This window comes from Mesorhizobium sp. WSM4815 (assembly GCF_055811575.1).
Genome location: NZ_JBVVQS010000092.1, coordinates 43,614 through 67,020 on the forward strand (window position 1 = coordinate 43,614; position 23,407 = coordinate 67,020).

20 protein-coding genes are annotated in these 23,407 nt (G+C 60.2%); 14 read left to right on the top strand and 6 right to left on the bottom strand.

Annotated features, from left to right (window positions below):
* The first annotated feature begins 47 nt into the window (after positions 1 to 47).
* From AC0L2B_RS14485 to leuS, 4 genes are all read left to right on the top strand, one after another.
* Positions 48 to 710 (top strand): VOC family protein, encoded by a 663-nt coding sequence (locus AC0L2B_RS14485; RefSeq protein ID WP_473745821.1) that lies wholly within the window; start codon positions 48 to 50, stop codon positions 708 to 710.
* Positions 711 to 778: 68 nt separating this feature from the next.
* Positions 779 to 1,900 carry a thioredoxin family protein gene (locus AC0L2B_RS14490; protein ID WP_128174000.1) on the top strand — a complete coding sequence of 374 codons (1,122 nt, stop codon included), beginning with the start codon at positions 779 to 781 and terminating at the stop codon, positions 1,898 to 1,900.
* 29 nt (positions 1,901 to 1,929) lie between these two features.
* Complete coding sequence (locus AC0L2B_RS14495; RefSeq protein ID WP_473642858.1) at positions 1,930 to 2,967, top strand: alpha/beta fold hydrolase; 1,038 nt, start codon at positions 1,930 to 1,932, stop codon at positions 2,965 to 2,967.
* Between the two features lie 297 nt (positions 2,968 to 3,264).
* Positions 3,265 to 5,784 (top strand): leucine--tRNA ligase, encoded by a 2,520-nt coding sequence (leuS, locus tag AC0L2B_RS14500; protein WP_473745822.1) that lies wholly within the window; start codon positions 3,265 to 3,267, stop codon positions 5,782 to 5,784.
* 29 nt (positions 5,785 to 5,813) lie between these two features.
* Here the strand turns inward: leuS and AC0L2B_RS14505 are convergent, their stop codons facing one another.
* Together AC0L2B_RS14505 and AC0L2B_RS14510 are read right to left on the bottom strand one after the other, a co-directional pair.
* Positions 5,814 to 7,508 (bottom strand): acetolactate synthase large subunit, encoded by a 1,695-nt coding sequence (locus tag AC0L2B_RS14505; RefSeq protein ID WP_128174025.1) that lies wholly within the window; start codon positions 7,506 to 7,508, stop codon positions 5,814 to 5,816.
* Positions 7,509 to 7,628: 120 nt separating this feature from the next.
* The gene (locus tag AC0L2B_RS14510; protein ID WP_128174002.1) at positions 7,629 to 8,291 is read right to left on the bottom strand and encodes an NADPH-dependent FMN reductase; all 663 of its coding nucleotides are present in this window, start codon (positions 8,289 to 8,291) and stop codon (positions 7,629 to 7,631) included.
* 922 nt (positions 8,292 to 9,213) lie between these two features.
* On the opposite strand from AC0L2B_RS14510, the gene AC0L2B_RS14515 reads away from it, so the two are divergent.
* From AC0L2B_RS14515 to AC0L2B_RS14555, 9 genes are all read left to right on the top strand, one after another.
* Positions 9,214 to 9,381: a hypothetical protein gene (locus tag AC0L2B_RS14515; protein ID WP_198032864.1), complete on the top strand. Its 168-nt coding sequence runs from the start codon at positions 9,214 to 9,216 to the stop codon at positions 9,379 to 9,381.
* A gap of 121 nt (positions 9,382 to 9,502) precedes the next feature.
* Positions 9,503 to 10,141, top strand: coding sequence for a sensor histidine kinase (locus AC0L2B_RS14520; RefSeq protein ID WP_473745823.1), 639 nt, complete (start codon positions 9,503 to 9,505; stop codon positions 10,139 to 10,141).
* Positions 10,142 to 10,153: 12 nt separating this feature from the next.
* Complete coding sequence (locus tag AC0L2B_RS14525; RefSeq protein ID WP_473745824.1) at positions 10,154 to 11,722, top strand: MFS transporter; 1,569 nt, start codon at positions 10,154 to 10,156, stop codon at positions 11,720 to 11,722.
* On the top strand, positions 11,719 to 12,840 hold the full coding sequence (locus AC0L2B_RS14530) for an HlyD family secretion protein (protein WP_023801692.1): 1,122 nt from the start codon (positions 11,719 to 11,721) through the stop codon (positions 12,838 to 12,840). Before AC0L2B_RS14525 ends, AC0L2B_RS14530 begins: the two co-directional genes overlap by 4 nt.
* Before the next feature lie 6 nt (positions 12,841 to 12,846).
* Entirely contained in the window at positions 12,847 to 13,314 is a 468-nt protein-coding gene (locus AC0L2B_RS14535) for a MaoC family dehydratase (protein WP_023801693.1), read from the top strand.
* 257 nt (positions 13,315 to 13,571) lie between these two features.
* A complete protein-coding gene (locus tag AC0L2B_RS14540) occupies positions 13,572 to 14,027 on the top strand; it encodes a (2Fe-2S)-binding protein (RefSeq protein ID WP_023801694.1) in 456 nt (151 codons plus the stop codon).
* 13 nt (positions 14,028 to 14,040) lie between these two features.
* Entirely contained in the window at positions 14,041 to 16,245 is a 2,205-nt protein-coding gene (locus AC0L2B_RS14545; RefSeq protein ID WP_473745825.1) for a xanthine dehydrogenase family protein molybdopterin-binding subunit, read from the top strand.
* Positions 16,246 to 16,361: 116 nt separating this feature from the next.
* Positions 16,362 to 16,967 carry a sulfite oxidase-like oxidoreductase gene (locus AC0L2B_RS14550; protein WP_031255890.1) on the top strand — a complete coding sequence of 202 codons (606 nt, stop codon included), beginning with the start codon at positions 16,362 to 16,364 and terminating at the stop codon, positions 16,965 to 16,967.
* 7 nt (positions 16,968 to 16,974) lie between these two features.
* Entirely contained in the window at positions 16,975 to 17,700 is a 726-nt protein-coding gene (locus AC0L2B_RS14555; RefSeq protein WP_287237839.1) for a ferredoxin reductase, read from the top strand.
* A 582-nt stretch (positions 17,701 to 18,282) separates the two neighbouring features.
* On the opposite strand, the gene AC0L2B_RS14560 is transcribed toward AC0L2B_RS14555, so the two are convergent.
* The 4 genes from AC0L2B_RS14560 to AC0L2B_RS14575 form a co-directional block, all read right to left on the bottom strand.
* Positions 18,283 to 19,272, bottom strand: coding sequence for an NADP-dependent oxidoreductase (locus tag AC0L2B_RS14560; protein WP_373420453.1), 990 nt, complete (start codon positions 19,270 to 19,272; stop codon positions 18,283 to 18,285).
* A 36-nt stretch (positions 19,273 to 19,308) separates the two neighbouring features.
* Positions 19,309 to 19,767 (bottom strand): carboxymuconolactone decarboxylase family protein, encoded by a 459-nt coding sequence (locus AC0L2B_RS14565; protein WP_031255892.1) that lies wholly within the window; start codon positions 19,765 to 19,767, stop codon positions 19,309 to 19,311.
* A gap of 11 nt (positions 19,768 to 19,778) precedes the next feature.
* Positions 19,779 to 20,252 (bottom strand): cupin domain-containing protein, encoded by a 474-nt coding sequence (locus AC0L2B_RS14570; protein WP_023801702.1) that lies wholly within the window; start codon positions 20,250 to 20,252, stop codon positions 19,779 to 19,781.
* 211 nt (positions 20,253 to 20,463) lie between these two features.
* Positions 20,464 to 20,904, bottom strand: coding sequence for a hypothetical protein (locus tag AC0L2B_RS14575; RefSeq protein ID WP_473745826.1), 441 nt, complete (start codon positions 20,902 to 20,904; stop codon positions 20,464 to 20,466).
* A gap of 1,129 nt (positions 20,905 to 22,033) precedes the next feature.
* Here AC0L2B_RS14575 and AC0L2B_RS14580 point away from each other — a divergent pair.
* A complete protein-coding gene (locus AC0L2B_RS14580; RefSeq protein WP_473745827.1) occupies positions 22,034 to 23,404 on the top strand; it encodes an FAD-containing oxidoreductase in 1,371 nt (456 codons plus the stop codon).
* The last annotated feature ends 3 nt before the right edge of the window (positions 23,405 to 23,407 follow it).

Consider the following 23,407-nt stretch of genomic DNA (forward strand, 5'->3'; position numbering starts at 1 on the left):
GCTCGGACGCGTTCAACGCTCAACAGGTTAAACCTAAGGAGATCGACATGAGCAGCACCACTCAGACGCATAGCGAAAAACCGATCGAAACTCCCGGAACGCGGACGCTCGACATGAAGCTCGAGGCCGTGGTTATCCCAGTTTCGGACGCAGCACGCTCCAAGCAGTTTTACGAAGGCCTGGGTTGGAGGCTCGACGGCGACTTCGTCGTCGGCGACACGTTCCGGGCGATGCAGTTCACGCCTCCGGGCTCGCCGGCCTCGATCCATTTCGGCACCGGCATCACGTCGGCCGCGCCCGGCTCCGCAAGCGGGCTTTTCCTCGTCGTGTCGGACATTGACGCCGCGCGCGCCGAACTCATTGGCCACGGCGTCGAGGTGAGCGAAGTGTTCCACCGCGCCGGTCCGGGCAAACCAGCGCTCAGCGGCAGGCATCCGGAGCGGCAGAGCTATTCCTCTTACGCAACCTTCAAGGATCCTGACGGCAACGAGTGGCTGCTGCAGGAGGTCACCACCCGGCTCCCTGGCCGGGTCGATTCCAATACGACGGACTATGCTTCGGTAGCGGACCTTGCGGCCGCAATGTGGCGCGCGGCGTTAGCCCACGGCGAGCACGAGAAGCGCAACGGCGGCCAGCGCGACGAGAACTGGCCCGACTGGTACGCCGAGTACATGGTTGCGGAGCAAGCCGGCAAGCCGCTGCCACTTTGAGAAGTTCGGCGCGCGCGTTGTGCCCGCTCCTGTGCGCGCGCGATATTTCGATCATACCCAGAGGCGTCATGATGAAAACTATCAGGTTGTTGGTAGCCGCGGTACTCGCGATGGCAATCGGCGCATCGATTGCAGGTTTTCTGGGAGATACGAATATGACGCGGCCCATTACCTCCAAACAGGCAGAGGTTCCGTTCCTTCACGGGCTTTCCACCGGCGCTGTTGCGGGTCAATCCGCGCTTGCTTCTCTCGAGCGTGCGGACGAGTGGATCAATTCACCGCCGCTCTCGGCGTCCGTTTTGCAGGGAAAGGTCGTCCTCATAGATTTCTGGACCTACACCTGCATCAACTGGCTTCGAGCACAACCCTATGTCCGAGCGTGGGAGGAGAAGTATCGCGATCAAGGTTTGGTGGTGATCGGCGTCCATTCACCGGAGTTCTCGTTTGAGAAAGACCTGAACAATGTACGTCGCGCCGCGAAGGATTTGGGAGTTGATTATCCGATCGCCGTCGACAGCGATCATGCCATATGGCGTGCCTTTAACAACCACTATTGGCCAGCGCTGTATTTCATCGATTCACAAGGGCATGTTCGGCATCATCATTTTGGCGAAGGCTCATACGAACAATCGGAAAAGATCATCCAGGAGTTGCTTGCCGAGGCTGGAGCCGGCGGGTTCGACAGTAGGCCCCTGTCGGTAGATGTCCGCGGTATCGAAGCGGCGGCCGATTGGGACAACCTCAAGTCTCCAGAAAATTATCTCGGCCACGCACGCACCCGGAACTTTGCGTCCAGCGGCGAACTGGTCTTGGACGAGCCGGGCAGCTACGAAGTGCCGGAACGGCTACGCGTGAATGAATGGGGGCTATCTGGGGATTGGACGGTAAGGCAGGAGAACGCCGTACTCAATAAGTCCAATGGAAAGCTCGCGTATCGTTTTCACGCACGCGATCTTCATCTCGTCATGGGGCCGGCAGCGACGGGAACTTCCGTGAGATTTCGGGTGCTGATCGACGGACAGCCGCCAGGCGCTGCTCACGGAATTGACATTGACGAAAAAGGCGAAGGCACGGTGACGGAGCAGCGCCTGTACCAACTGATCCGCCAACCGCATCCCATCGTCGATCGCCAGTTCGAGATCGAGTTTCTCGACTCGGATGTGGAGGTCTTCGCGTTCACGTTCGGCTGATTGCCTGCACAACGATAGAGGTTTCCCAAATGCATTCGCTCAATATCCCGGATGGGATCGACCAAGATCGCCGCCGATTCTTAGGCACCGCCGCGATGGCTGTCGCAGCCACTCAGCTCGGTCTGGTCGCTCCGGCAGCAGCACAGCAGGCAACCGAAGAGCCAGCAACACCTTTCGGGCCATTGAATCAGATCGACGCCGGCGTGCTGAGCGTCGGCTATGCCGAGGCCGGTCCCACCGATGGTCCTGCAGTCATTCTCCTGCACGGATGGCCATACGACATCCACACCTATGTCGATGTCGCGCCCTTGCTTGCGTCGAAGGGATACCGCGCGATCGTGCCATATCTGCGCGGTCATGGCACGACGCGCTTTCTTTCAAGTGAGACGGTCCGCAACGGCCAGCAATCGGCGATCGCGCTCGACATCATCGCCTTGATGGATGCTCTGAAGATCGGGAAGGCAACCATCGGCGGTTGTGACTGGGGCGCGCGGACTGCCTGCATTGTCGCGGCGCTGTGGCCGGAGCGATGTAAGGCTCTGGTTTCCGTGAGCGGTTATCTGATCGGCAGCCAGGAGGCCAACAGGATGCCGCTGCCGCCGAAGGCGGAGCTGCAATGGTGGTACCAGTATTATTTCGCAACCGATCGCGGCCAGGCCGGTTACGAGAAATACACGCGCGATTTCGCAAAACTCATCTGGCAGATCGCTTCGCCGAAATGGACCTTCGACAACGCGACCTTCGACCGCAGCGCTGCTGCGTTCGACAATCCGGATCATGTGGCGATCGTGATCCACAATTACCGCTGGCGGCTCGGGCTGGCTGAAGGCGAGCTAGAGTTTAAAGAGCTTGAGCGGCGGCTCGCACAAAGTCCCATAATCACCGTGCCCACGATCACACTCGAGGGCGACGCCAACGGCGCGCCTCATCCGGAGCCCAGTGCCTATGCAAAGAAGTTCTCAGGCAAGTATCAGCATCGGCTGATCGAGGGGAATATCGGTCACAATTTGCCGCAGGAAGCACCGCAGGCCTTTGCTCAGGCAGTGATCGACGTCGAGGGTTTTTGAACGAGGCAAGGCCAAGAGCCGCGAACAAGGGGGACCCATGACAAGGCTTGCAAGACTGTCGCCAAACAGGAATTTTCGCGGTGACCTTTCTCGCCGATCGTTCGATCGGGTTACTGGAGCGAAGATCCCTCGCTGCCGCAGCCTCGATCGTTTACACACAGCGTGTTTGTCGTGGGCTTTTTTTCGCTGGCTGCACTCGCGTCAAACTACCTAAAACGAGGCAGCGATGACATTCCATGCCATGTATCCAAGTACGTGATCGAGACTGCCGACAGCGCAACAAGCGGACTCTGCTGAATGTCGTATGACCCCAAGCGAATTGAGCCGAAATGGCAGCGGTACTGGGACGAAAACGAGACCTTTAGGACGGAGGTCGACCTCGCCAAGCCGAAATTCTATGTGCTGGATATGTTTCCCTATCCATCGGGCGAAGGACTGCATGTCGGCCACCCGGAAGGCTACACCGCGACCGATATTGTTGCTCGATACAAGCGGATGCGGGGATTCAACGTCCTGCATCCCATGGGGTGGGATGCTTACGGTTTGCCAGCAGAGCGCTATGCCGTTCGTACGGGCGTCCATCCGTCGATCACGACCAGGACGAACATCCAAACATTTAAAGGTCAGATCAAGCGCCTCGGCTTCTCTTATGATTGGAGCCGAGAGCTGGCGACCACGGACCCCGGGTTTATTCGGTGGACGCAATGGATCTTCCTAAAGCTGTTCGAACGCGGCCTCGCGTATCAGGCTGACGTGGCCGTGAATTGGTGTCCAGCCCAAGGCACGGTGTTGGCCAACGAAGAGGTCAAGGAAGGCAAATACATCGAGACCGGTGAGCCTGTCGAACGCCGCTCAATGCGCCAGTGGATGTTGAAGATTACAGCGTACGCCGATCGCCTCCTGGCCGACCTGGACGATCTCGACTGGCCTGAGGGCATCAAGGCCATGCAACGCAACTGGATCGGACGGTCCGAGGGTGCGGAGGTTAAGTTTGTCCTCGCGGACAGCGGGGACATCCTCACGGCTTATACCACTCGGCCGGATACCCTTTGGGGGGCGACCTTCATCGTCCTGTCGCCCGAGCACCCTCTCCTGCTGACGGTTACGACATCCGCCCAGCGGGGAGCCGTCAAAGCCTATATCGATCAGGCAAGGACGCTCAGCGCGGTGGAAAGGGCGGAGGAGCGGTCCAGCACGGGGGTGTTCACAGGCGCTTTCGCGATCAATCCTGCGAACGACCTCCAAATTCCAATATGGGTCGCTGACTATGTCCTGATGGGCTATGGCACCGGCGCCATAATGGCGGTGCCCGCACACGATAATCGTGACCATCAGTTCGCCCGCGCCAATGGGCTTTGTATAACCGAAGTTATCAAAGCTCCGGCTGAGGTCGATATTCACACGCGGCCATGGGAAGGCGACGGCTTGCTCGTCAGTTCGGGACCCCTCAGCGGTCTAAAGGGTGCTGAGGCAAAAAAGGCGGCTATCACGTGGCTGGAAGAACGCGGTCTGGGCCAAGGCCGTGTGCAATACCGGCTACGCGATTGGTTGTTTTCGAGGCAGCGGTACTGGGGCGAGCCCTTTCCGATCCTCCACCGGGCAGATGGCGCAATTGTCCCGCTCCCCGAAGACTCCCTTCCGCTGCTGCCACCTGAGCTTGATGAGTACAAGCCAACGGAGAAAGGCGACCCACCTTTGGCAAGAGCCGAAGACTGGGTGCATACAACCGATCCGCACAGCAAGCTGCCGGCTATGAGAGAGACCAACACGATGCCACAATGGGCGGGATCATGTTGGTACTACCTTCGGTTTGCTGATCCCAAAAATGATCACGCGCTGATCGACCCTGAAAAAGAGAAATATTGGCTACCCGTCGATCTCTACATTGGCGGAGCCGAACACGCTGTACTGCACCTGCTGTACGCCCGCTTTTGGCATAAGGTGCTGTTCGACATTGGCGTCGTCTCAACCAAAGAGCCGTTTCAGAAACTCTTCAACCAAGGCATGATTCTCGCCGTATCCTACCGAGATCGCGCCGGAAAATATTACCGTCCCGACGAAGTCATTGAACGTGATGGTCAATGGCTTGCTGATCAAACCTCGGTGACGCAGCAGATCGAGAAAACGTCGAAGTCGAGATTCAATGTCGTGAATCCCGATGAGGTGATCGATGCCTATGGTGCCGACCCCATGCGGCTCTACGAGATGTTCATGGGACCGCTCGATGTCGCCAAGCCTTGGCAAATGTCAGGTGTGGTTGGCGTAAGTCGTTTTCTCAACAGGGCGTGGCGTATCGTCGTGGACGATGAGGACGCATTGAACGCTCAAGTGTGCGACACCGACCCAACTCCGGAGATCCTGCGCCTCCATCACAAGACCGTCCGATGCGTTACGGAAGATATCGAGGCTCTCCGATTTAACACAGCGATCGCCAGGCTTATGGAGATGTCGAACGCATTGATTTCGCTCGAGCATAAGCCTCGTGTTGTGGTCGAAACGTTCGTGCTGCTGCTCGCGCCCTTCGCACCGCATGTGGCGGAAGAACTCTGGAGGCTCCTGGGACACGAAGCGTCACTTGCGTATGCACAGTGGCCGTCATTCGATCCAGTATTGGCGGAGGACGAACTTCGTGAGTATGCCGTTCAGGTCAATGGAAAGCTCCGTCATAGAGTGCTCGCAGATGCCGGCCTGTCCGCTACCAGTCTCCTTGAAACAATCAAGGCTGACGCGCGCGTGACCGAACTGCTTCAGGGGAAACACATAGCGAAGGAAGTCGCCGTGCCTGGCCGGCTCGTCAACTTCGTCGTCGTGGAATGATTGTCGCGACAAACCGGAAGGGCCGCAGTCTATACCCTACCAGCGCGAGGGGCGGCATCAAGTTCGCTTCGTTGCGATTCCTTGCTCGCAAAATGGCTACGCAATTCTTCGACGAGGACACGAGCATTCTCCGAATAGTCGATCGGGACGTCTACCAGATGGACGCCGCCTTCCTTGAAAGCCATCTCCAGCGTTGGAACGAGATCCTCGGCAGCGCCGACGCGGGAACCGCTAGCACCATAGGACTGAGCGTAACGGACGAAGTCGGGATTTCCGAATGTGAGTCCAAAGTCGGGAAATCCATCAACCGCTTGCTTCCAGCGGATCATGCCGTAAGCAGAATCGTTCAGGATCATCACCACTAGATTCAGCTTCAGGCGAACAGCCGTTTCTAGTTCCTGAGAGTTCATCATGAAGCCGCCGTCCCCGCACACGGCCATCACGCGGCGTTCCGGATACAGAAGCGACGCCATGATCGCGGACGGCAGTCCTGCCCCCATGGTCGCCAGCGCGTTGTCGAGAAGCAACGTGTTTGCGTGATGGGTGCGGTAGTTGCGGGCGAACCAAATCTTGTACATGCCGTTGTCCAGGCAGACTATGCCGTCCTCAGGCATAACCGTTCTGACATCATGCACGATGCGCTGCGGCGTGATCGGGAAACGATCCTCCTGACTACGATCATTGATCGAGGCGAGAATGGTCGGCCGAAGCGCTATGATCGAAGTGTCGGCACTGAGCTTGCCATCGAGCCGATCGGCTAAGGCAGTCACCGTCGCGCCGATATCGCCAACCACTTCGGCGTCGGGGTGGAACACCCGTTCGACTGTCGCGGACGTAAACCCGATATGGATGACTTTCGGACCGCCCTCGTCGCGCATGAGGAATGGCGGCTTTTCAACCGTGTCGTGTCCGATGGCGATGATCAGATCCGAAATTTCGATCGCGTCATGGACGTAATCGCGCTCGGAAAGTGCTGCCGTTCCGACATAGAGGTTCGAGCCGCCGTCGACTGCTCCCTTGCCCATCTGCGTGTTAAAGAACGGGATGCGCATCCGCCGCACGAACTCCGAGAGCGGCGCAACCAGGCGGGGGCGATTTCCAGCCGCGCCGATCACGATCAGTGGACGCTTGGCCGCCACTATCATATCCGCCGCACGATAAATCGCGTCCGGATGGGCGACGGGATGTTCAAGCGGATGCACCGGAACGGGTGGAACGAACGGGATCTGCTCGCCAGCGACATCCTCGGGGAGCTCCAGATGAACGGGCCCTGGACGCTCTTCCGCCGCAACCCTGAAAGCATCGCGAACCACGGTCGGAATGCTGCGCGGGCTGACAATTTGCCGCGTCATCTTGGTCAGCGGCCGCATCGACCCGATCACGTCGACGATCTGAAAACGGGCCTGCTTGGCTGTAAGTATTGGCTTCTGCCCAGTGATCATAATCATGGGCATGGCGCCAAGATGGGCGTAGGCGGCGGCAGTCGAAAAGTTGAGCGCGCCGGGCCCGAGCGTCGAAATGCACACGCCTGGCCGCCCTGTCAGGCGTCCATGTGTGGCTGCCATGAACCCGGCGGCCTGTTCGTGTCGGGTGAGGATCAATTCGATATGCGACGTGCGCAGCGACTCCAGGACATCGAGGTTCTCTTCGCCGGGCACACCGAAGACCCGATCCACGCCTTCGTTCTCGAGGGCAGCGACGAGGAGGTCAGATCCCTTTTTCAATTCCAGCGTCCTCGTGCTTGAAGCGTTACCTAAGTGAACGGATCGATCCGGATACGACAGGAACAATATATGGCACTCGCACTATATCAATGGCGGCCGGGCTGGTTCGGCAGGATCGCGTCACGGCCTTGGTGCGGGAGTCATTGCCTCGATACGCATCACCGTCTGCGGTCCATCGAAGCCCTTGTATTCGACCTCGGCCGCGAGCCTCGGCGCAACGGTCCGCCGGGAGATGGCTAGGCACGTAGTTACCCACTGGGCGTAGGCCTCGATGAAATTGGTGAGAAATTTGCGGGTCCTCTCGTTTGCCAGCGCGCCACTCGCATCAAAAATTTCGTCTGCGCGGCCCAAATAGGCTTCAGGTTGCTGCATGACCGGCACATTGAGGAAAACGAACGTCTGGCGGAGATGGTGATTAGCGCCAAACCCGCCTATTGCGCCCGGTGAAACCGTGATTACACCTCCCGGTTTTCCGTCCCAAACGCTTGCGCCTTCTGGACGGGAGCCCACGTCAATCGCGTTCTTGAGCACTCCCGGGACGGACCGGTTGTACTCCGGCGTCACGAACAAGATAGCATCTGACGCTTTGATCCGTTCCCGAAACGCCTGCCACTCCCGCGGCGCGTTCTCGTCGAGATCTTCATTGTAGAGCGGCAGATCACCGATGCCGACAATCTCCAGGCTGAGGTCATTGGGTCCCGTGCGGACAAGCAGCTCGGCTACCTTCCGATTGAGCGAGTTGGCGCGGAGGCTTCCTACCAGAACAGCGACCTTATGGGGCATGGTTGATCTCCTTCTCAATAGCAAGTTGCGGATGTGGCTAGACAGATCGACTTTCCGCGGAGACAAATCTATTGCACCATGGTGTCGGCGATACTTTTGGATTGGTTTGGTGCGGTGAGCAGTCGATCCCGCTCATCAACATAGATACGAGCCGCAATGTGTTAGCAGGGTCTGGAGCATGGGTGCTCGCATGCGGGAGGATCGCATGACCGCTATATGCAACTCGACACGGCCGATGCATATGCGCGCTCTCCACGTTCGGCCTTAAAGGTGCGTACCGGTTGTGTGCGAATCCTTGGATTTGCTGATCCGCTCCGCAGGCTAGCAGCCGAACGCGTGCCAGGTCGCGCAGGAAGTCCCCGCGTTTTTCCGAGGTGTCTGGTCCTGGGCGTCAACCCTCTCGATCTCTAACGTGATGGCGGCCACGATCGCCGAGTTACCGGCCTTGGCCATCCCGCCCGGCGGTTCGGTACTTTGGAGATGTGCACCTAATGATCGGCCTCCTTATCGATGCGGGAGAGTTGGAAGTATTGAAGCGGGTCTGCTCAACCAGTCCGTCTTTGAGGGAAATCTCGGCGTCGTAGAGCGCTGCCGTGATGCGGAAGATGATCGCGCCATGGATGGGCCCGGGCCTGTAACGGGGTTGACAACAAGTTCACAATCGACTGCGCCGACACCCGCGTACTCGAAACTCGCCGTCATTGGGTCACTTCGACTTACGCAACCAGCATCATCTAAGTCGCGAAGACGAACGGGATTGCGCTCCCACAGCTTCACGTAGCTGATGCGGCACGCTGGTCGTGCACACTGATGCCAAAGTATTGGCGACACCATCGTGCAATAGATTTGCCTCCTCACTTGCATGACTCTGTGCATGGCATCCGACCATGCAGACGTGCTCAGTGGAAAGGAAAATCGCGTCATGACACTCTTGTCTCTCATCACGCAGCTTCTATCAGCGTTTCGCGAATTCGTCGCACCTCGCTACCGGCCGGAGTGCCACTACATGCGCGGCCCCGGACCAGCCTACGAGCGCCGCATGGTCCCGGTCGACGCGAGGCGCGCAATGCCGAGACCGCGCGGCCGATGACGACGCGGTGCCTCGGCGACGAGTACCGTTTGTACCTGCAAGAGCCCAACTTCCACCTCGCGTTGTCAACCGCTGCGCAGCCGGAGAGCGTCCGAACGCAAATTAGGTCAGCGATATTACGATGAAATCTGCACACGACGTCCCGATCCTCGTCCAGCCAGCCATGGTCCTTGCTCTCGAAGGAGACACCCCGGTCGAAGCATTCAATGTCATGGCTTGCCTGACTGAGATTGAGCTTCTGGTCAAAAACATTTGGGAGCCCAAGATCCGTTTCGATCTGCAGGCCAGCACGGACATGCCGGTCGTGACATGGTGTCGTGCAGGCCTGCAAAGCGCTATCATGCACTTGCTATTCAATGCGCGCGACGCAATGCCGGACGGCGGCGTGATCTCGATTGTCGCTGCTCCCCGATATCAGGGGCGCGTCGCGACGGGGATTGAGGTGCGTGTAACCGACAACGGCCTCGGCATGACGAGCAATACGCTGCTCCATGCCATCGATCCTTTTTTCACTACGAAGACGACCGGGTTGGGCGGCCTAGGCTTGCCTATGGTCATGTGTTTCGCCCAGGAGGCAGGAGGACGCCTCCACATCGAAAGCGAACCAGGCGTCGGCACGATCGTGACGTTGTGGTTGCCTATTCACAGGTTAGAAACCGCTTCAGTGGGGGACCGCGCGTCTGATCTCCGGACCGTTCTGACGGCCGCCACGACGAGCTGTCTCCGACCGGTCACCTCGGGCCCAAATGCCTTAGATTGAGGAGTTCCCGCTGTGACGACGCCGAACGTACTGACACCAAGCAAGGTTCTGTTTCTTCTCACCGGCCTTGCAGGATCGCTGCTCATCAGCCTGTCGGCCCAGCTGCCCTCGGCCAATATTGCCGACATCCAGGGAGGCCTATTTTCCACGCCAGACGAGGCATCCTGGATCTTGACGGTCTACAGCATGGCCAGTTTCGCCGGGATCGTCACCTCCGGCCCACTCATCAGGTTCCTCAGCATCGGCCGATATCTCACGGTGAGCGCAAGCACCTTCACGATCACGGCGTTGACCTGCGCCACAGCCCCCAATATCGGAGTGATGATCGCGACGCGGACAATCCAGGGTTTCGTGGCCGGCGGGTTCGGTCCGGCCGCCTTCGTCGCCGTCTTCATGGTCACGGGCGGGCCGCGACTTCCGTTCGGCGTGACCCTGCTCGCCTTCGTGCTTCTGTTCCCCGGCTCGATAGGACCAGTCCTGGCGGGCTTTGTCGAAGACAGCCTTGGCTGGCAGATGCTGTTCCTGATCCAGGCTGGTTTCGGCGCGACGTTGGCGCTCGCGGCCTGGGCCTGGGTGCCGCGTCAGCCTGATCCGGATTGGTCCGCCCTTAAGACTGATTGGATCGCCGTGGTCCTGCTCTCGCTCGCCCTCGCGACGCTGATGCTTATCCTCAGTCAAGGCACGCGGCGATTCTGGTTCGAGAGCGAAATCATTGTTTGGTGCGGGGCGGCTTGCATCGCCGCGTGGGCTGGATTCCTGTTCCTGGTGCGGTTTTCACCAATGCCGATCATACAACCCCGGCTTCTTGCGACGCGCAATTTCGGCATCCCGATCGCCCTCAATCTGGTGTTTCGCGTCGGCCTGGTCGTGACCGCTTATCTCGTGCCGCAGTTCCTCGCAGTCGTGCAAGGCTATCAGCCGCTGGAACTCGCTGAACTGTTCTTATGGGCTGCGATCCCGCAGCTTCTCGCAATTCCGCTGGTCTGGTGGCTCATGCATTGTTTTGACATGCGGGTGGTCATGGCGCTCGGCCTGGCGTTCTGCGCTGTCGGTACGGCCTTGGCTGTTGGTGGCACCGGCCTCTATGCCGCCGAGCAGTTCCGCCCCACCCTTGTCGTCTTTGCGATAGGTCAATTGCTGTTCCTGGGACCAGTCTTGGTCATTGGCACGAGCTCTCTGAAGCCCGCGGACCTTCCGACTGCCTCCGTTGTTTTCAACATAGCGACGCTCGGTGGCACGACCCTCGGGATCGGCCTGGTATCCCATTTCGTAACCGAGCGAGAAAAGTTTCACTCGAGCGTCATTACCGAGAAGGTGTCACTCTACAACGCGCTCGATGCTGATCGTCTGGAGACCCTCGCGGGAGGGTTGGCAAGCCGGCTGGTCGACGACAACGGCACGACGGCACGAGCGGTCGCGCTCTTGGCATCCATTGCACGGCGCGAGGCCTGGGTCCTGGCTTTCAATGACGGCTTCCTTCTGATCGTTGGCATGTTGCTGATCGGAGCGATCGGGATTGTCGCCATCGGCAGGTCGCCACCTTTGCGGCCGCTTAGCGTCGCCATGGGAGAAATACCATGAAGCTATTGAGCGCTGGCCTGAGCAGTCTTCTCGTAGCCGGGATGGTATTCGTCGCCGCCTCCACTTCGATGGCTCCAGGGCGATGGTTCACAAGTCTGCTTTCGACCACGACCGACAATGCTTACGTGCGTGGCGATGTTACGTCTATTAGTCCCAGGATCAGCGGTTACATCACGGAAGTGGCCATACGTGACAATCAGGCGGTGAAAGCCGGGGACATCCTGTTCCGGATTGATGACGGCGACTACCGTGCCCGGGTTGACCAAGCTGCCGCCGGGGTTGCCATGCAGCGCGCGCTACTGGCCAATCTGACCAGCCGGATCGATTTGCAGCACGCTACTATTGAACAGACACTGGCGGCATTACAGGGCGCCGAAGCCGATGCCACCCGCGCCGCGCGCAACTTTCGGCGCACTCAACAACTGAACAAGGGCGGCTGGGCTTCGCAGTCTATAAGCGATCAGACGGAAGCGGACCATCTCCGGGCGCGTGCCAAGATCGCTGAAGCGCAGGCAAATCTGGCCGCCGCTCGGCAGCAGATGCATGTGCTAGAGACCCAGCGCCCGCAGCTTGAGGCCGATATCGCCGCAGCTGCGGCGGCTCTTACGCTGGCAGAAATCGAACTCGAAAGTACCGTCGTGCAGTCGCCCGCGGACGGCTGGGTCGGCGAACGCGAGGCCAGAGTTGGGCAGTATGTCCGCGCGGGCACTCTGCTGGTCGCGGTCGTGCCTCGAAACTTCTGGGTTGTAGCCAATTTCAAGGAGACGCAGATCCCGGCGCTGCGGATCGGCGACAGTATTGCAATCTCAATCGACGCGATCCCCGGGAGAGAGTTCAGGGGGCGGGTCGAGAGCTTCTCACCAGCCAGCGGAGCACAATTTGCGCTCCTACCACCGGACAACGCGACCGGCAATTTCACCCGAATTGTTCAGCGCATTCCAGTCAAGATCACTTTTGACGCGGGGCAGCCGGACCTTGATCATCTGCGGCCCGGTATGTCAGCGGTGGTGGCTCTGTCACTAGGCAACCATCCCGGAGTACAGAATCGAACCTCGGCGGCGCAAATCGATGATCCCGAAAGCTCAGGCAGCTCCGTGCGACCTGGCAATCCACGATGACGAATTGTGGTCGAGAAAGAGGATATCAAGGCCTTCGCTGCCAAATTCGATCCGCAGCCTTTCCATCTGGATGAAGCGGCGGCGCATGAAACGATCTTCGGCGGATTGGCGGCGAGCGGCTGGCATACCGCGGCCATGACAATGCGTCTCCTGGTAGACAGCGAAATCAAGCCGGCGGGCGGGATCGTGGGTGCTGGGTTCGACGAATTCCGCTGGCCGCGTCCGGTGCGACCCGGGGACGAACTGCGTCTTGAGAGCGAGGTTCTCGATGCGCGACCGTCGCAGTCGCGCCCTCGCCAGGGTCTAATCAAAGTGCGCACGACCACGCTGAACCAGATCAATGAACCCGTGCAGATCATGATCGCCAGTTTGGTCGTGTTGCGCCGGCCAGAAGAGATCGCGAATTGCTATCTGGCAACGAGGGTTCGCTCGCTGCGCAAACAATCCAAAGGTATTGCCAACACCATTGTATAATAGTTTTTCCTGCGCTGGCAGTCGATCCTTGTGGCGCATTCGAACAGATCGGGTGGACACAGAAGGCGACATGTCAGTCCGAATCCAGATCGCCATCGCGCCCAGGAACGCGGTTCAGTTCATGGCCGAGGATTCAAGCATCTCCACCACGCGATGGTCATGGCTCGCGACGTCGTATTTGCTCGATAGCGGAGAGCGCGCATGTGCGTCTGCGTAACGCCGCGGCACATCGCCAATCGTAGATGAGGAGAGACATCATGGCCTTTATCATTAAAGTCAATGGTCAGACGCATAGCGTAGATGTCGACGACGACACTCCTCTGTTGTGGGTACTGCGCGACGTGCTTGGCATGACCGGCACCAAATTCGGCTGCGGCCTGGCGCTCTGCGGCGCGTGTACGGTGCATGTCGACGGCGTCGCCACCCGTTCCTGCATCACGCCGATCGACAGTATTGGCGAGGCCCGGATCACCACCATCGAGGCGATCGGCGCGACGGCGGAGGGCGCAAAGATCCAGAAGGCCTGGCTCGATCGAGAGGTCGTTCAGTGCGGCTACTGCCAGTCCGGCCAGATCATGTCTGCTGCGGAACTCCTCGCTTCCAACCCCAATCCAACCGATGCCGATATCGACGATGCGATGTCCGGCAACATTTGCCGTTGCGGGACCTACGTCCGCATTCGCGAGGCCATCAAGCAGGCCGCGGCGAGCTGAGAGGGAGGTAGCCATGATAATCGACCAACAGACGTCTCAAGCCTCCGTCCGGGATGAACTGCCATCGGTAAATACTCTCTCCCGACGCAGCTTTCTCCGGGCCTGCGCTGCTGCGGGCGGAGGTCTCATGCTGGGTTTCAGCCTGCCGTTCGCTACCGGCGAAGCCGAAGCGGCTGCCGGCGATGTTTTCGCGCCGAACGCCTTCGTACGCATCGGCAGTGATGGCAAGATCTCCCTGATCATGCCTTACGTCGAAATGGGTCAAGGCACCTACACGGCGATCCCGATGCTCATCGCTGAAGAGCTGGAGGTGGACCTCAAACAAGTGCAGCTGCAGCACGCTCCGCCCGATGAAAAGCTCTACATGAACCCATTGCTGGGAATTCAGGCGACGGGAAACTCGAACGCGATCCGCGGGGCATGGGAGCCGCTGCGCCAGGCCGGTGCGGCCGCTAGGACCATGCTCGTGGCCGCGGCTGCGGACCGCTGGAAAGTCGATCCGGCGACCTGCCGCGCCGAAAGCGGCGAAGTGGTTCACGCGGCGACCGGGAGACGTCTTGGCTATGGAGAACTCGCCGCCGATGCGGCCCGCATGCCGGTTCCCCCAAGCATCGAGCTCAAGCGACCTGAAGATTTCAGGCTGATCGGCACCCCGGTGAAGCGTCTCGACACGCCCGCGAAAGTAAACGGAACAGCGGTCTTCGGCATTGATGTTCGCCCGCCCGGAGTGAAGGTCGCGACTCTTGCGCAGTCGCCGGTGTTCGGCGGCCGCGTGAAGAGCATCGATGATGCCGCCGCAAGCGCCGTCAATGGCGTGCGTCAGATCGTGAGGCTCGATGATGCCGTCGCCGTGGTTGCTGACCACATGGGCGCCGCCAAAAAGGGCCTTGAGGCGCTGGTGATCGAATGGGACGACGGGCCGCACGCCGGGCTCACCACCGAAGCGATTGCCGCCGAGCTCGAACAGGCGTCGCTCAAGTCGGGAGCCGTTGCGGAAAACATTGGCGACGTCGACCGGGGGATGGCGGAGGCCGTCACCAAAGTCGACGCAATCTACCAGCTTCCGTTCCTCGCGCACGCGACGATGGAACCGATGAACTGTACCGTCCACGTGCGCAAGGACGGCTGCGAAATCTGGGTCGGCACCCAGGCGCTCGCGCGGGCTCAGGCAACCGCGGCGCAGACTGCGGGCCTCCCGCTGGACAAGGTTGTCGTGCACAATCACCTGATCGGCGGCGGTTTCGGCCGCAGGCTCGAGGCAGACTGGGTCGCTCGCGCTGTCGAGATCGCCAAACACGTCGACGGTCCCGTCAAGGTCGTGTGGACGCGCGAAGAAGACATCCAGCACGACATGTATCGGCCCATGTTCGCCCACCGGATGTCGGCCGGCCTCGACGGCAATGGAATGCCGGTCGCCTGGAACAACCACTATGCCGGCTCGTCGGTCATCGCGAGATACCTGCCGCCAGCGTTCAACAATGGTCTCGATCCAGACACGACCGAAGGTGCCATCGATCTCGTCTACAATCTCCCGAATCTGCGCGTCGAATACGTGCAGGTGGAGCCGCCTGGCATTCCGACCGCGTTCTGGCGCAGCGTCGGACCGTCGCGCAATGTCTTCGTGACCGAAAGCTTCATGGACGAGCTGGCGGTGGCGGCGAAACAGGACCCGGTCGCATACAGGCTCGCGCTGCTCGACAAGACGCCCCGAGCAAGGGCCGTACTCGAGCTTGCCGCCGACAAGGCGGGCTGGGGAGAGAAGCAGCCGCCACGGGTCGGCCGGGGGGTCTCGGTACAGAACGCATTTGCAACTTACATGGCACTGATTGCCGAGGTCGAAGTGGCGAAGGATGGCGCAGTGCGCGTTCGGCGCGTCGTCTGCGCGGTCGACTGCGGCACCGTCGTTAATCCCGACACCGTCGAGGCCCAGATTCAGGGCGCGATTATGTTCGGCATCACCGCGGCGCTTTACGGCGAGATCACGCTCAGGAACGGTCGTGTCGAGCAGACCAATTTCGACAGCTACCAGATCCTGCGCATGAACGAGGCGCCGGCTGTCGAGGTGCACATCGTTCAGAGCTCCGAAGCGCCTGGCGGCATGGGCGAGGCAGGAACTTCATGCATTGTCCCCGCCGTCGCCAATGCGATCTTCGCGGCCACGGGTAGGCGCCTGCGAACGCTACCCGTCGACACCACCGCTTTGAAGCAGCCGGCATGAACGGAAACACGGCATGATCGACATCAGCAATTGCGATTCTTTCGTTCATCGTGACTTAAGCACGTCATCAAAGTTTAACTTTAGGTGCCAAGTAGAGACCGGAAAGGAGTATCGCCATGGTCACACGCGGTTTTATCGGTAGGCCGGGCAATACCGATCAGGCTACCCGTCTTCCGCCTGGTCAACATGTCGTCACAGACTTTCCAGTCTTGTCAGCAGGGCCGACGCCCCGGATCAGAACCGAGGATTGGACATTCACCCTCAAAGTCGGACCACGCATTGTGACGAAATGGAACTGGGCTGAGTTTCATGCTCTGCCGCAGACCAAAATGACGCGGGACATCCATTGCGTGACGACCTGGTCGAAGTTCAACACCTTTTGGGAAGGTGTACTGATCGACGATCTTCTGGCCGCGGCCAATCTTGAGGCGCCGACCGCCTACACGCTCGCGCATTCTTATGAAGGCTACTCCACCAACGTGCCATCAGCCGACCTCCTTGTTGGCAAGGCGATGGTGGCAACCAAGTACGCCGGCCAACCCCTTGCGGCCGAGCATGGCGGACCGGCGCGGCTGCTTGTGCCGCATCTCTATTTCTGGAAATCCGCGAAATGGGTGAATGCGCTGCAGTTCACCGAGCGCGATGAACTCGGTTTCTGGGAATTGCGCGGCTACCATCGCTACGGCGACCCTTGGCGCGAACAGCGCTACACAAACGATTGACGCGCCGATGCACTGGCAAAGCGCTATCATCACGCGGATCGAGAAGCTGTCGCCGCGCGTGAAAAGCTTCTTCTTTCGCCTTCCGGAGCCCATTTCGTTCCGGCCCGGTCAGCATCTTGTGCTACGGCTGACCGCACTAGACGGTTATCGCGCCCAACGCAGCTACTCGATCGCTTCCGCGCCCGGGCCTGGTAAGGCCGAAGAGCTCGAACTCACGATTGAAAGATTCGACGACGGCGAGGTCTCACCATTCATGCATGACGCCGCGCAGGTGGACGATGAAATCGAGCTGGGCGGCCCGATCGGTGGACACTTCAACTGGAGCCCTGAGGATGGCGGCCCCGTGCTTTTCATTGGCGGCGGCTCAGGCGTGGTGCCCTTCATGTCGATGCTGCGCCACCGGGCAGCGATCGGGTCGAGGGTTCCAGTTGCTCTGGTTTTCTCAGCGCGATTGCGTGAGGATTTGCTGTTCTTCGACGAACTATCGGAATTGGCTGCCTTCGACGATGGCTTTAGCCTGATGGTGACGCTGACGCGGGAGGCCGTCGCGCACTCATTCCGGGCTGGACGCATTGATGCCGCTTTCATCGCGGGCGTTGTCTCGGCCATGAAGATGCCGCTGCGCCATGTGCTGATTTGTGGTTCAGATCCGTTCGTGGAGACGGCGGCCGAAGGAACGATCGCGGCCGGAATAGATTCGGCCTTGATCAAGACTGAACGCTACGGGAGTTGACCGGGCGGTCCCAAAACTCCTTCGAATCTCGTGCAAGAAATAGCGAGTCAGCCGAAGTCGGCCCTCTAGAAATTGGACGTGCCCGAGCGGCAGGCGGACCGTCCGGATGGATTCCGACGGAAAACTCAAGCTCCAGGCACTGCCCGGTTTCTCAACCGATACCGGGTATTCGCCAAGCCGGCCGCGCCGGTGGGAGTGAGCACTCCAACGTACAACAGACTCACCAGGCTTTCTTCGGGATTGGCCTCGGCGCTGCCGCCAGTGCAAGGGCCTTCAAGGTCAGCATGGAGGAGGCGCCGACGGCCAGGCCTCTGGTGAGGCGGAGGATCTCGCGTCGGCTGTAGTTCATGGTTTACGCGAGATTGATTTACGCTGTGGCTGCAGTCGATCTTGGCGGCGATCACGAGCGAACCTGGCGCCGCTCAGGCGGCGATCGCCTCGTCGACCGACTATGCGATCAGGTTCGCCTGGAACAGAGGGTCCGGCCCAAACCCACGAAGCCACCTCGAACGAGCTCGCAGTCTTGGGAGGCGCGCAGGCTCTCCCGCGTTCCTCTGTTGCCTGGAAGCCCAGCCAGAGCAGTCACTGAGTCCCCACGGCGAGAACGATTTTTCCGTGCGGCGGAGGACGCCGGCCCTCCAAAATGTAGTGAGCCTCGCGGGCGTCCGCGAGCGGCAGGACGGCGCCTACCCGTGTTCTCAGATTGCCGCGGTTGATCAGCTCGGTGAGTTCTGTCAGGTGCCTGGTTGTGACTTTGACCAGGAAGAAGGTCGCATCGACGCCGCGATTCTTTGCAAGCTCCTGATCGGGTTGGGACACGGCCGAAATCAGCTTGCCGCCGTGGCGCAGGACCTGGAACGAGCGGTTCTGCGTATCGCCGCCGACGAGATCGAGGACTGCGTCCACATCCCGGGCCGCGTCCTCGAAGCGCTCGGTCTGAAAATCGACCACCGTGTCTGCCCCAAGCTCGCGCACAAACGCAACTTTGTCGGTCGCTGCCGTTGTGATGGTCCGAATGCCGGCACGGCGGGCGAGTTGCACCGCGTACGCCCCAACGTTGCCTGCGCCTCCGTGTATGAGCACGGTCTGGCCTGCTGTGAGCTGCGCCTCGTCGAACAGTCCCTGCCAGGCGGTTACCGCGATTACAGGAACTGAGGCCGCTTCAACGTGCGTGAGAGTGGTCGGCTTGTGGGCAATCATGCTCACCGAAGCCAGCGCATATTCGGCGTAAGCGCCAATGAAGCGCGGATTAGTGACGCCATAAACCTGATCGCCGACGCGCAGGCCGGTGACGCCCGGCCCGACGGTCTCGATCTCTCCTGACAGGTCGGAACCCAGCGTGAGGGGAAGCGGTTGCGGAAGCACGCTCCTTCCGCCTCTGATCCAGCCATCCCACGGCCCTACCCCGGCGGCATGGACTTTGACGAGGACTTCTCCGGGGCCCGGACTGGGCACGGGAACGCGATCGAACTGCATCATTTCCGGAGGGCCGAACTCATGTATGCGCCAAGCCTTCATAGACGTGCCGACTTGGCCCCGGGCTTCTTCATGAGAGATGCTGATTGTCGTCATCGGATGCTCCTTGCATCTGTCGTGTCTTGGCAGATCTCACGCACCATCAGCTGCGGCCAGCGGCGTGGCGCGGAAGCTGATCGCCAGGCGGTTGAAGGCGTTCATCAGGCCGATCGCGATCGTCAAATCAGCGAGTTCCTTTTCGCCGAACGTAGCGCGAGCCTCGGCATAGGCCTCCTCGGGCACATGCGTGTCGCTGACCCGAGTGAGCACTTCGGCCCACTTCAGTGCCGCCTTCTCCTGGCTGCTGAACAGGCGCCCGGCCTCATCCCAGGCCGGGACGAGCACGAGCTTCTCGACCGGCACGCCCGCCTTGAGCAGGTCGCGGCTGTGCATGTCGATGCAGTAGGCGCAGCCATTGATCTGCGAGATGCGAAGATAGACAAGTTCGATCAGGGCTGCCGGCAATCCGCTCTGGGCAACATAGCCGTAGACGGCGCCGAGAGCCTTCATGCCACCCGGAGCGGCGGCCGCATAGTTCATGCGCTGGGGCATGGTGGCGGTCCTTACTGCTGCTGCGGGATGGTCAGTGTGTCTGTGGGATCGGTGATAAAGACGGCGAGCAAGCTTGCCGGTTCGGTGGCGCTGGCGTTCTCACTCACCCTGTGGTGCGAGCCAGGGTTCTCGTAGAAGCCCTCGCCGACCTGGTAGACTTTGGCGGGTTCGCCATCGACCTGGCTGCGAATAGCGCCAGAAAGTACATGGGCGTAGATGAAAGCGGACTTGGTATGGAAATGGGGCGCCGACTTGCCGCCGGGCGGGTAGATCACCTCAACAGCGATCAGGCTCTTGCCTGGGATGTTCGGGATGGCGCGCTCGAAGACAGGCCTCACCGTCTCATCGAAACCCTGCGCTCCTATTTTCTGGGAGACAGGAATCACCGTCTTGTGCTCCGGCCCGTTGGCGTACAGGGTTGTACTGGCGAGTGCGACTGCGATGCCCGCTGCGCCGATGAAACCCGTTAACTTGATCATTCTCATTGTTTTGTCCTCATGTTGGGATCAGGGTTGCGGCGATCTTGCAGCCAGCATGGGCAAAAGCAGACGCAAGATTGAGTAAAACGACTGTAGCATCAGTCGGACTGGCAATAGCTGACGGCCGGCTACTCGGCTCGTCCAAGCGTTGCAGTCCGCCTCTTCCTCAAGGGCCACGGGCATATTGGCGTTGCCAAACAGACGCACCGTGTCGTCCTCAGAATCCACGCGGCGGTACAAACAGGCAGATTGTGTGCTCCTCACTCGCTCCGGCCGCCGAACACCAATGAAACACGCCGTCGGGACTGTTCTTGATGCGGCTGTCTGTGTAGGTAATCACTTCTCCCGTGCCCTTTATAACGTAGCCTTCGGGCCGCTCTCCGATGGCATTGTATGCGACTTCGCGGCAATCGTAGCCGGAGCAGCAGGAGAAGGGATAAGACCACCCCTGCGGCTGCGCAGCGGTCGGCGACGCGTCATGCGCACTCGCCTCCGACGCCACGAGGAACACCCGTGCGCCGACCACAAGAGCTGCGGCCAGGCGCAGCAGCGTTATGCCTGCGAAGCCGTCGCCGGGTGCGGGCTTGCTACCGTCGTCAACGACACAGCCGACATGACAGCGGCAGATCGGGTAGTAGACTGCCTGCTTCGGTCTCATAATGGGAACTCCTGTACTTGGCGTCAGCAGATCGGCGCAGACAGGCTGCTGGCTGTGGAAGTTCGGCTCTTGCAGGTACGAAACGGTACACTCACCCCGGGCACCCATTGCGTCGTCCGGCTCCGTATTGTCATCGCCCGCGCGGTCTCGGCATTACGCGCCTCGCGTCGACCGTGACCGGGCGGCGTGCGTAAGCTGGTCCCGGGCCGCGCATGTAGTGGAGCTCCGGCCGATAGCGAGGCGCTACTAGTTTGCGAAGCGCCGATAGATGCTGGGTGACGAGAGACAAGAGTTTCATGACGCGATCTCCTTTCCACTGAGCACGTCTGCATGGTCGAATGCCATCTACAGATTCATGCAAGTGTGGAGGCAAATCTATTGTACGATGGTGTCCCCAATACTTTGGCATCAGTCTGGGCCGCTAAGCGCGGCCATAAGCTGCAGTCCTGATCGAAGCGGCCGTCACGAAAACAGGCTTCCGTGTCGGCCCCAAGTTGATCTGGCCTCTTTGCTCGGCGGCTGTCGTGGCGATATCGGCCGCAGTCAGCCGTTCAACATACTCGCGCGTGTCCCGGGATTGCCGACGTGACCCTTTGTTGCCGCAAAGCGAACAAGGCGCGAAAGGGCTTCCACGACGTAGTTCAAGGTAGTTCAAGGATGCACAAGACGTGATGCACCTCGCTGAATTCGGAACCTGCAAAGAGCGTCGGACTTTCTCCCGTTCGCGTCTTCTCGCATTTCTGCGCACCCCTTGAGCGGTTAATCGGTCGACCGTCTCGCCCTCGGTTGCTGCCCCTCGCCACATGTGCGCGAGCATGCGCCCAAGGCAATGCCTAGGTTTTGTTGTGCGGTGGTGTCGGTCTCAATTATCGCAGCGCCTGCTCAGTGCGCGAGCCGATCCAAAAGTATTGCCGATACTATCGTGCAATAGATTTGGCGCGAATGTCAGTCCATCTGTGTGCCTATATCCGGATGTCGATTGGCTCTCGTGCGGCGCCCATGGCGCTCGCCCGGATTCATTCAATCGGAACCCTGATCAACCCCGTCTTCCATCTGAGCGACGAATGGAGGTTCTCATGAAAACGGTTCGTGTCATGGCGACAGCAGCCCTTATCATCGGGGGCGCGTCATGAGCCGTAGCTTCGACGCGATCATCATCGGCGCCGGGCAGGCGGGACCCTCGCTCGCCGGGCGCTTGACGGCCGCCGGCATGAAGGTCGCGCTAATCGAACGCAAATACCTCGGCGGAACCTGCGTCAACACCGGCTGCATGCCTACAAAGGCGATGGTCGCGAGCGCCTATGCGGCGCATCTCGCCAGACGCGCCGGCGATTATGGCGTCTCGGTCGGAAGGGAAATCGCAATTGACATGAAGAAGGTCCACGCGCGCGCCGCCAAAATAACACTCGATTCCCGTTCGGGCCTTGAGAACTGGTTGACCGGCATGGAGAACTGCACCGTCATCCGCGGCCATGCCCGGTTCGTCGACCCGCACACGGTCAATGTCGGCGGCGAAACGCTCTCAGCGCAGAGGATCTTCATCAATGTCGGTGGACGGGCGGCGAGACCGGATATGCCCGGCATCGACCACGTCAAGGTCCTCGACAACACCGACATGGTCGCGCTTGACCAGGTGCCGCGCCACCTCGTCGTTGTTGGCGGCAGCTATGTCGGACTCGAATTTGCACAGATGTTCCGCCGTTTTGGCGCCGAAGTGACTGTCGTGGAAAAAGGGCCTCGTTTGGTCTCGCGCGAGGACGACGATGTCGCTGCAACGATCAAACACATTCTCGAACGCGAAGGCATTGCGATCAGACTGGACGCCGAATGCATCCGCTTTGAACAATACGGCGATGAAATCCGCGTCGGCCTTCACTGCGAGCGCGAGCCCCGCGACGTGCTCGGCAGTCATGTTCTGCTCGCTGTCGGGCGCCGCCCTAACACCGATGACCTCGGCTTGGAGGAGGTAGGAATCGCGCGGGACGCCCGCGGTTTTATTAGGGTTGACGATCATCTCGCGACCAACATCGAGGGTGTCTTCGCGCTCGGCGATTGCAACGGCCGCGGTGCCTTCACCCACACGGCGTACAATGATTTTGAGATCGTTGCGGCCAATCTGCTTGACCGCGAAAGCCGCAAGGTCAGCGACCGTGTTCCGGGCTACGCGCTCTACATCGACCCGCCGCTGGGACGCGCCGGCATGAGCGAAGCGGAAGCGCGAAAGGCCGGCCTCCCCGTTCTCGTCGGCACGCGGCCGATGACTCGGGTTGGGCGTGCTGTCGAGAAGGGCGAGACGCTCGGATTCATGAAGGTCGTCGCCAATGCCGAAACGGGCAAGATCCTCGGCGCCGCGATTCTCGGGACGGGCGGTGACGAGGCGATTCACGGCATACTCGACGCAATTAACGCAGGCACACAGTATCGCGACCTTCAATGGGCAGTGCCGATCCATCCGACGGTCTCGGAGCTAATACCAACTTTGATCGGTGCAATGCAGTAGAGT

Bases quoted from the DNA above. Each gene is read 5' to 3' on its own strand.
- AC0L2B_RS14530 (WP_023801692.1), top strand. From the start codon at position 11,719: ATGAAGCTATTGAGCGCTGGCCTGAGCAGTCTTCTCGTAGCCGGGATG.
- AC0L2B_RS14520 (WP_473745823.1), top strand. From the start codon at position 9,503: ATGAAATCTGCACACGACGTCCCGATCCTCGTCCAGCCAGCCATGGTC.
- AC0L2B_RS14540 (WP_023801694.1), top strand. From the start codon at position 13,572: ATGGCCTTTATCATTAAAGTCAATGGTCAGACGCATAGCGTAGATGTC.
- AC0L2B_RS14550 (WP_031255890.1), top strand. From the start codon at position 16,362: ATGGTCACACGCGGTTTTATCGGTAGGCCGGGCAATACCGATCAGGCT.
- AC0L2B_RS14575 (WP_473745826.1), bottom strand. From the start codon at position 20,904: ATGAGACCGAAGCAGGCAGTCTACTACCCGATCTGCCGCTGTCATGTC.
- AC0L2B_RS14545 (WP_473745825.1), top strand. From the start codon at position 14,041: ATGATAATCGACCAACAGACGTCTCAAGCCTCCGTCCGGGATGAACTG.
- AC0L2B_RS14580 (WP_473745827.1), top strand. From the start codon at position 22,034: ATGAGCCGTAGCTTCGACGCGATCATCATCGGCGCCGGGCAGGCGGGA.
- AC0L2B_RS14510 (WP_128174002.1), bottom strand. From the start codon at position 8,291: ATGCCCCATAAGGTCGCTGTTCTGGTAGGAAGCCTCCGCGCCAACTCG.
- AC0L2B_RS14570 (WP_023801702.1), bottom strand. From the start codon at position 20,252: ATGAGAATGATCAAGTTAACGGGTTTCATCGGCGCAGCGGGCATCGCA.
- leuS (WP_473745822.1), top strand. From the start codon at position 3,265: ATGTCGTATGACCCCAAGCGAATTGAGCCGAAATGGCAGCGGTACTGG.
- AC0L2B_RS14515 (WP_198032864.1), top strand. From the start codon at position 9,214: ATGACACTCTTGTCTCTCATCACGCAGCTTCTATCAGCGTTTCGCGAA.
- AC0L2B_RS14560 (WP_373420453.1), bottom strand. From the start codon at position 19,272: ATGACGACAATCAGCATCTCTCATGAAGAAGCCCGGGGCCAAGTCGGC.
- AC0L2B_RS14565 (WP_031255892.1), bottom strand. From the start codon at position 19,767: ATGCCCCAGCGCATGAACTATGCGGCCGCCGCTCCGGGTGGCATGAAG.
- AC0L2B_RS14495 (WP_473642858.1), top strand. From the start codon at position 1,930: ATGCATTCGCTCAATATCCCGGATGGGATCGACCAAGATCGCCGCCGA.
- AC0L2B_RS14490 (WP_128174000.1), top strand. From the start codon at position 779: ATGATGAAAACTATCAGGTTGTTGGTAGCCGCGGTACTCGCGATGGCA.
- AC0L2B_RS14555 (WP_287237839.1), top strand. From the start codon at position 16,975: ATGCACTGGCAAAGCGCTATCATCACGCGGATCGAGAAGCTGTCGCCG.
- AC0L2B_RS14485 (WP_473745821.1), top strand. From the start codon at position 48: ATGAGCAGCACCACTCAGACGCATAGCGAAAAACCGATCGAAACTCCC.